Below are 8,393 nucleotides of genomic sequence, written 5' to 3' on the forward strand. Positions count from 1 at the left end.
TAAGGATTTAATCATTAAGCAGCATTGGGCGGCTGCGTCGGAGTAGATTTGATATCGCCCTTGTTTGCATTTTGATGGCGCATACCATTGCGTAGCTGGATCGAACCAAATGGCAATATTTCCGCGATTAATGAGTGCTCGGTTATATGCGAACCAATTGGTTGTGCGGTAGATTTTATGTGTAGGCTTCTTCATTTGAAAATTATATCGCTGAAAAAGCCTTTACAGATAAGTCTGTGCAACAAAGCTCTTATAAAACTGAATTGAGTGGTCTAATTAACGGAACCATATTAACTATATACAGTAATTCCTAAAAAATACTTGATTTCAGGTATTGCAAAGTCAAGTAATGTGTATCTAATAGCACATAACTTTACAAAAACACAAGTTTTGGGGATGTGTGATGAACAAAATTTATAAAATTGTATGGAACAAAGCACTAGGGCAGATGGTTGTGGTGTCTGAACATGCCAAAAGTGCTGCCAAAGGAACAACAGTTGGCACGCATTTATCTCGTCCATTACACAAAACCCAAAACGTATCCGCTTGTCCGCAGTGGTTATTGTGTAGTCTAAGTCTCAGTATGGCTTTAGTTGCCAATGCAACATGGGCTGGGGTTGCCAATAATGCCCTACCGACAGGGGCAAATATCACTCAAGGTTCGGCACAAATCAGCCAAAATAATAATAGCCTAAATATCAACCAAAACAGCCAAAACCTCTCTACCAACTGGAACAGCTTTAACATTGGTAAAGATGCCACGGTGAATTTTAACCAGCCAAATCAATCCGCCATTGCGGTAAACCGTGTACTGGACAACAACGCCAGCCAGATTATGGGCAAACTGAATGCCAATGGTCAGGTATTCTTACTCAATCCAAATGGGGTAATTTTCTCTAAAACTGCACAAGTCAATGTCGGTGGAATTGTTGCTTCAACCTTAAACCTATCCGACAGCGATATTGCACAGGGCAAATTCACCCTAAAAAACAGTCTTGAAAATCAGGGCAATGCAGGCAGTGTAGAAAACTACGGTTCGATTATTGCGGGTGGCGGTGTGGTGGCGTTGATTGCGCCAACGGTCAAAAATCACGGCACGATTCAAGCCAATAATGGTGTGGTGCATTTAACCGCAGCCGATCAAGTGACTTTACAGCTGCAAGATGGCAGTTTAGTCGAATATCAGATTGGTTTAGGCACGTTACAGGGTTTGGTGGAAAATGGCGGTGCCATCCAAGCCGATAATGGTGCTGTTTATCTGACCGCCCAAGCCAAAAATAGCCTAAGCCAAGCGGTGGTTAATCATACAGGGATTATCGAAGCCAACCGTTTAAGCAAAAACGCCAAAGGGGAAATTATCCTACTCGGCGATATGCAAACTGGCACAACAACCGTGAGCGGAACGCTTAAAGCTGAAGGCAAAAATGGACAAGATGGCGGTTTTATCGAAACTTCTGCCGCCAACATTCAAATTCAAGACAGTACAAAAGTCTCGACACTTTCGGATAGTGGTAAAACCGGTGAATGGCTGATTGACCCCTTTAATGTAACGATTTCTAACCAAGCACAAGCTGGCAATAATAATGCAGGCAACACATTCACCCCAAGCCAAAATGACAGCATTATCAATGTAGGTACATTAAACAGTGCTTTAGCGAGTAATAATATTACCGTAACCACCACAGGGGCAGGCACACAGGCAGGCAATATCAATGTCAATGCTGATGTAACGTGGAATGCCAATACAGCACTGACACTACGTGCCGATAACGACATCCATATCAATGCCAATATCACTGCAACCAATAATAACGGTAAATTAAACCTACAATATGGGCAAACTACCAGCAATATCAACGCCAACTATTATTTAAACAATGGTGCAAAAGTAAATCTAAAAGCAGGTAATAACTTTAGTACCCAAAAAGGTGCAAACGCACCGATAAACTATACCGTGATTACCGATTTAGGTGCAGCAGGTTCAACGACAGAGACTGACTTACAAGGGATGAGTGGGGATTTATTGTGGAATTATGTACTGGGTGCGGATATAAATGCAGCGACAACATCGGGCTGGAATGCTGGGCAAGGCTTTAGTCCGATTGGTACTTGGGGGAATGAATTTAAAGGAAAATTTGATGGTTTAAATCATACCATTTCGAATCTATATATTAACCGACCATCACAGAATTATATTGGTTTATTTGGTGCTACCAATGGGGCAACGATTCAAAATGTGGGGATAATGGGTGGATCGATTACAGGAAATATAGCTGTCGGTGGCTTGTTAGGGATAAATTATAACAATGCTACAATTCGCTCTAGTTATTCGACTGCCCAAGTGACAAGTAAGACATCTTTTGCTGGCGGTCTAACAGGTGCGAACGAGTCTGGTTCTCGTATTGAAAATAGCTATGCCACAGGTGATGTCACGGCACAAGGTACAAATAGTTATGCAGGTGGTTTATCGGGAGATAATTATAATAATTCTACAATATTAAATAGCTATGCCACAGGTAAGGTGACAGGTGTTGATAATGCAGGTGGGCTTTTAGGTGATAATTATAATTCTACAGTAGAAAACAGCTATGCAACAGGTCAAGTGAGTATTAGTACAGGAACTGAGCAAGGTGGGCTAGTCGGTCGGACTGGTGGGACGATTAAGAATAGCTACTATGACAAAACCAGTACAGGTCAAGCCAATGCAGTAGGAGATGGTACAGGTACAGTCACTGCGACAGACATCACTGTTGCCAACCGTTATAGCCGCAATGGCTATAGCAATCTTGGGACATGGTCGCTATTGGCAGGGACAACCAATGTCTATGTTGCCAAACAAGGTGGTGTAGAAAAATGGGTGATGATCGAGGGACAAACCCGACCATTTTTATGGAGTGAATACAGTACCAATGTTAGCAATGCCCATCAGCTCCAACTCATGGCAGTGGATTTAACTAAAAACTATACGCTAAATAATAATATAGATGCGACTGCAACCAAGGGTACAAATGCCAGTGATATGTGGAGTACGCAAGGTTTTAATCCGATTGGTAACGCTATAACACCATTTACAGGGAAATTTGATGGATTAAGTCACACCGTAAATAATTTATATATTAACCGTCCATTACAAAGTTATATTGGTTTATTTGGTTATGCCAGAAATGCCAGTATTAAAAATATTGGTTTACTGAATGCTAATATTCAAGGAAAAGAAAGGGTTGGTACTTTAATTGGTCATGCAGATAATAGTACCAATACCGAAAATGCTTTTAGTACAGGGCAGGTTAAAGGGGATTGGTCAGTTGGTGGTTTAGTTGGGTGGAATATGAATCAATCAAGTATTAGGTCTAGCTATTCCAATGCTCAAGTCACAACGACAAGTGGGTTTGCTGGCGGGCTTGTGGGAGCAAATGAAATGAATGCACGTATCGAAAATAGTTATGCCACAGGAGTAGTGTCTGGTATTATTTATGTTGGTGGTTTATCTGGCGGTAACGATGCTGTGATTGAAAACAGCTATGCGACTGGAATGGTGACAGGTTCAAGTGCGTATTTTGGTGGTTTGGTTGGTGGTGGTAATGGCGGAACAGTCACCAACGGCTATTGGAATAAAGAAACCACAGGGCAAGCAAGCAGTGCAGGCGGTACAGGCTTAACCACTGCACAAATGAAAAATGGAGCAAACTTTGCCTTTATAGATGCAGATAGCTATTTAGGTGGAAAAAATACCGTCTGGCGGATGTATGAGGGCGATACCGCACCATTATTACGTTCATTCTTAACCCAAGCCAATGTTGGTGCAATTGCCGACCAAAGCAAAACCTATAATGGGCAAATACAAACACTGGATTTAAGCAGTGTTAATACCACTGGACTGGATAGTAATAAACTATTTACAGGACAAAGTAGCTCAAAAAATGTTGGTACATATAATATAGGTTTACATTCTAACCAACAGGGTTATGATTTGATTGGTGGTCGTGGGACTTTGGAGATTACCCCGAAAGATGTTTATGTCACAGGATTTACTACTCAAGATAGAGCGTATGATGGCTCAACTGCAATCACAGTCACAGGTACTGCGAATCTTAATTGGAGTCAAACAGTAGGTTCTGATGACATTGTATTTACTTATACAGGTGCAGGAACTGGAACTGGTGCAGTTGCAGATAAAAATGTCGGCAACAATAAAGATGTTACCGTTACGCTCAATGGGACGATGGGTTTAATTGGTGCGGATGCAGGCAATTATAATCTGGTGATGCCGACTTTAAAGGCGAATATTACCCCAGCAATATTAACCTATACTGCCAATGCAGCCAGCCGTAAATATGGAGAAATCAATCCATTATTCACAGGTAGTGTGACAGGTTTTGTCACTGGTGAAGATTTGGCAACTGCCACCACAGGTACAGCAGGCTTTAACAGCACAGCGACGACCACCAGCAATGTTGGAAATTATGCGATAGATGGTAGTGGATTAACTGCTAATCATGGTAATTATGTTTTTGCACAAAATGCAGCGAATACAACAGCTTTAACCATTAATCCAGCGACATTAACCATTACCGCCGATGCAGGACAACATAAAGTCTATGGTGATACCGACCCGACATTAGGTTATGGTGTATCAGGCTGGAAATTATCTGATGATAATAGTTTATTAACAGGTACTTTGGGGCGTGATAGCGGTGAAAATGTAGGTCTTTATACCATGAATAAAGGCACAGTTGCCGCAGGAGGCAACTATACCATTGCCTATGATGCAGCATCGCCGCAATTTGAAATTACCCCAGCGACTTTAACCATTATTGCCGATGCAGGACAACATAAAGTCTATGGCGATGCTGACCCGACATTGGGTTATGCTGTATCAGGCTGGAAATTCTCTGATGATAATAGTTTATTAACAGGTGCTTTGGGGCGTACAGTAGGGAAAAATGTTGGTAATTATGCGATTAATCAAGGAAACCTACTTGCCACAAATAACTATGACATCAGCTATACAGGGGCGGATTTTGCGATTACCCCACGGACTTTAACAGCAACGATTAATGCGCAAAACAAAACCTATGATGGCAATAGTTCAGCGGCAGTAATTTATGGTGATAACCGTGTATCAGGTGATTTTTTAAACATTACAGGCAATCCAGCGACATTTAGCGATAAAAATGCAGCAATAGGTAAAACAGTTACAGCGAATGGCTTAACTTTATCAGGAGCAGATGCAGGGAACTATGTTCTCGCTGCAACTACAGCAACCGATACTGCTGATATTAGTAAAGCCCAAGCAACCGTGATTGCCGATAGTAAAACCACTGTCTATAACGGACAAGACCAAACAGTCAATGGCTTTAGCGTGACAGGCCTGGTGAACGGTGAAGATCAATCGGTACTGACCCATGTCCGTGCAACTGTGACAGCCAAAGAAGTGGGTACTTATGCCAACAAAGCCACAGGAATGGATGGTAACTATGAGCTACGCTTTGTCGATGGTGTACTTGAGATTCAGGCAAGCCCTATCGAACCTAAACCACCAGTGCCGCAGCCTGAACCAGAACAGCCGAAGCCACCAGTGCCGCAGCCTGAACCAGAACAGCCGAAGCCACCAGTACCACAGCCTGAACCAGAACAGCCGAAGCCGCCAGTGCCACAGCCTGAACCAGAACAGCCACCTGTCACGCCGAGCTATTATCCGACTTGGGCGAACCCATACCAGCGTGCAATCCGTACGCAGCCTGTACAACAAAAACCTAAAGCCTTCGATATTGTTGAAATCGAAATAGAAGGTAACGGTATCAACATGGATAATATTCAAACATTGGGGAGCAACTAATCATGCAAATCATGCAAAAAACCGTACTCGCAAGCATGTTGTCTTGTATTAGTCTGAGTGTATGGGCAGATGTTGTTCCTAATGCTGGGCAGTTATTACAACAGCAGCAAATGATACCGTATCAGCCCCAAGCAGCGATTGAGTTAGAGTCAGCGACAACTGTACCACCAGCTTTGGCAAGTGATGAGCAGATACGCGTTGAGAAAATTCAAATTACTGGTAATCAAAGCTTAAGCAGAGAAGTATTGCATGCACTGGTGGTCGATTACGAAGGTAAAACCCTAACTTTAGGCGAACTACAACAACTCGCCATACAGATTACACAGTACTATCAACAGCAGGGTTATCCTTATAGCCGTGCTTATTTGCCTGCCCAAAACTTAAGTCAAGGGGTGGTAACCATTGCTGTATTAGAAGCACGTTATGATGGCATCAGCTATAACAATCAAAGCCGTACTCGAAATGCATTGATCGATGCCACATTGCAACCATTACAAGCAGGTCAAGTCATTACATCACAAGCACTTGAACAACAAATTAAATTACTGAATCGTTTAGATGGTGTACAGAGTCGTAATATTTTAAGTGCAGGACAAAGCACAGGGACGAGTCAGCTGAATGTAGATATCGTACCTACCGCAACAATGACCGGTTATGTTGGTTTAGACAATTACGGCAATGAATATACCCGAGAAGTTCGTTTCAATGCAGGTGCTGCTGTACATAATCCTTTTGGTCTTGGTGATAAGCTCAGTGTAGATGCCATGACATCAGGCAAAATGCATTATGGGCGTGTAGGCTATGAAGCAACAATCAATGGGATGGGGAGTCGGCTAGGGGCAAGTTACTCTGACTTAATTTATGAGCTTGGTAAAGAATACAAAGCCCTCGATGCCGAAGGTAAAGCCCAACAAGCCAGTATTTGGTTAAATCAACCAGTCCTCTTGAGTAATCGTAGTGAAGTGCTACTGAATGCACAATATGATTACAAACAGCTTGAAGATGATATAGGTGTTGCCAATGTTTATCGCCATCGTGATGTGCATGTCGGTCGGTTATCCGTCCAAGCTGCACAGTATGATAACTTTGCAGGAGGTGGCTTAAATCAATTGAATATCTCAAACGACTTTGGTCAAGTGAAATATCAAAATGCTGCAGCAAAAAAAGCGGATCAAGCGACTGCACAAACACAGGGTAGTTTTTATCGTGCTCATCTAAACCTATCACGATTACAAAATCTCGGTCTCCCTGCAACGCAGTTATATACAGGCATTCAAGCACAATATAGTCCTGATAATTTGGATAGCAGTGAACAGTTCAGTATGGGCGGGGCTTATACCGTTGCAGGTTATCAAAACAGCGTCTTAAGCGGCTCAAGTGGCTATTATGCTGTGGCAGAACTCAGACAAGGTCTGTTAAATACAGCGCAGCATCATTTGATGTTGAAGGTTTATGTAGACAGTGCAGAAGTGAAAAAACAAGCCCAGCGTTGGGCTGGTTTAACAGGAGATAATCGAGAGCGAATCAGCAGTGCTGGCTTAGGAATGGATTGGTCGGACAACAAGCGATTCCAAGTCCAAAGCAAGGTTGGTTTTCCGATCGGTGCAACACCGACCAGCATAGATAAAAAACATGATGCAGAAGGTTGGTTAAGTATGATGATGCGGTTCTAAAATAGATCAAAGTAGAGCTTGTCAATTAAACTGTGCAATTCTGATGCATTTGCTCTATTCATATTGACAAGCTCTTTCTATGCACCATTGTATTGGTTTTATAATGATTTGACTATATGGCTTAACGGGCAAAAGTTAGTCCTCTGGGAATCAGCTTTCATATTGCATCCATTAGTATTCTGAATATTTTAAGATTCACTTCATTGGATTCAGCAGGTAATTTACCCAAGCATTTTGAAAGTTTACTGGAAAAGCCAAGAACTACATTTTACCTGAGAGAGGCTTTGTTGCACAAAGCTATTCTTGAGGGCTTCTTTAGCAATATAATTTCCAGATGAAGAAGCCTGCACCTAAAACTTACCGTACAACCAATTGGTCCTCGTATAACCAAGCTTTAATCAAGCGAGGAAATATTTCAATCTGGTTTGATCCTAAGACCCAATGGTATGCACAACCACAAGGCAAGCACGGACGAAATCAAACTTATTCCGATACAGCGATTCAATGCTGTTTAATGATCAAATCTCTATTCCGTCTTTCTTTACGTATGGTCACTGGCTTTGCTCAAAGCCTGATTAAACTCTGTGGCTGAGCAGCCCCGAATATCAGTGATATTCGTACTCCACCCTCTGTAGACGACAAAAGCATATTGATAGTAAGCGTCCGCTGAACACACCTTCTGAATTCATCCTATAAGCCTTAATTTAGTCCCCACTTAGAAACAAGTGGGGACTAAAATTTATGACTACAAATAATCAGACATCCATCGCATCTCTTGCGAAAAAACGAAGAACATACAGTGCTGAATTTAAACAGCAGATCGTTCAGGCTTGTAAAGCACCGGACGTTTCAATTGCTTCAGTCGCTTTGCAACATGGATT

At 42.2% G+C, this 8,393-nt stretch carries 4 protein-coding genes and 2 pseudogenes; 5 read left to right on the forward strand and 1 reads right to left on the reverse strand.

Going from position 1 to position 8,393, the window contains the following annotated elements; all coding sequences use genetic code 11:
- Window positions 1-195 (reverse strand): transposase (locus FTV03_RS16320; RefSeq protein WP_180042224.1); only part of this gene is annotated, 195 nt, incomplete at its 3' end.
- 208 nt (window positions 196-403) lie between these two features.
- Here FTV03_RS16320 and FTV03_RS16325 point away from each other — a divergent pair.
- The 5 genes and pseudogenes from FTV03_RS16325 to FTV03_RS16340 all read left to right on the forward strand — a co-directional run.
- On the forward strand, window positions 404-5,839 hold the full coding sequence (locus tag FTV03_RS16325; protein WP_180042226.1) for an MBG domain-containing protein: 5,436 nt from the start codon (window positions 404-406) through the stop codon (window positions 5,837-5,839).
- Between the two features lie 2 nt (window positions 5,840-5,841).
- A complete protein-coding gene (locus tag FTV03_RS16330; RefSeq protein WP_180042228.1) occupies window positions 5,842-7,512 on the forward strand; it encodes a ShlB/FhaC/HecB family hemolysin secretion/activation protein in 1,671 nt (556 codons plus the stop codon).
- A 125-nt stretch (window positions 7,513-7,637) separates the two neighbouring features.
- Window positions 7,638-7,792 (forward strand): annotated as a pseudogene (locus tag FTV03_RS18105) (DDE transposase); the annotation flags it as partial.
- Window positions 7,793-7,846: 54 nt separating this feature from the next.
- Window positions 7,847-8,166: pseudogene (locus tag FTV03_RS16335) on the forward strand (transposase); the annotation flags it as partial.
- 87 nt (window positions 8,167-8,253) lie between these two features.
- Window positions 8,254-8,393, forward strand: a 140-nt coding sequence (locus FTV03_RS16340) for a transposase (protein WP_151813106.1), incomplete at its 3' end; no start/stop codon positions are given.

It is taken from the genome of Acinetobacter sp. YH12218 (assembly GCF_013417925.1).
Taxonomy (GTDB): Bacteria; Pseudomonadota; Gammaproteobacteria; order Pseudomonadales; family Moraxellaceae; genus Acinetobacter; species Acinetobacter amyesii.

Excerpts from the sequence above, each read along its gene's own strand:
- FTV03_RS16330 (WP_180042228.1), top strand. The coding sequence starts at position 5,842 with ATGCAAATCATGCAAAAAACCGTACTCGCAAGCATGTTGTCTTGTATT.
- FTV03_RS16325 (WP_180042226.1), top strand. The coding sequence starts at position 404 with ATGAACAAAATTTATAAAATTGTATGGAACAAAGCACTAGGGCAGATG.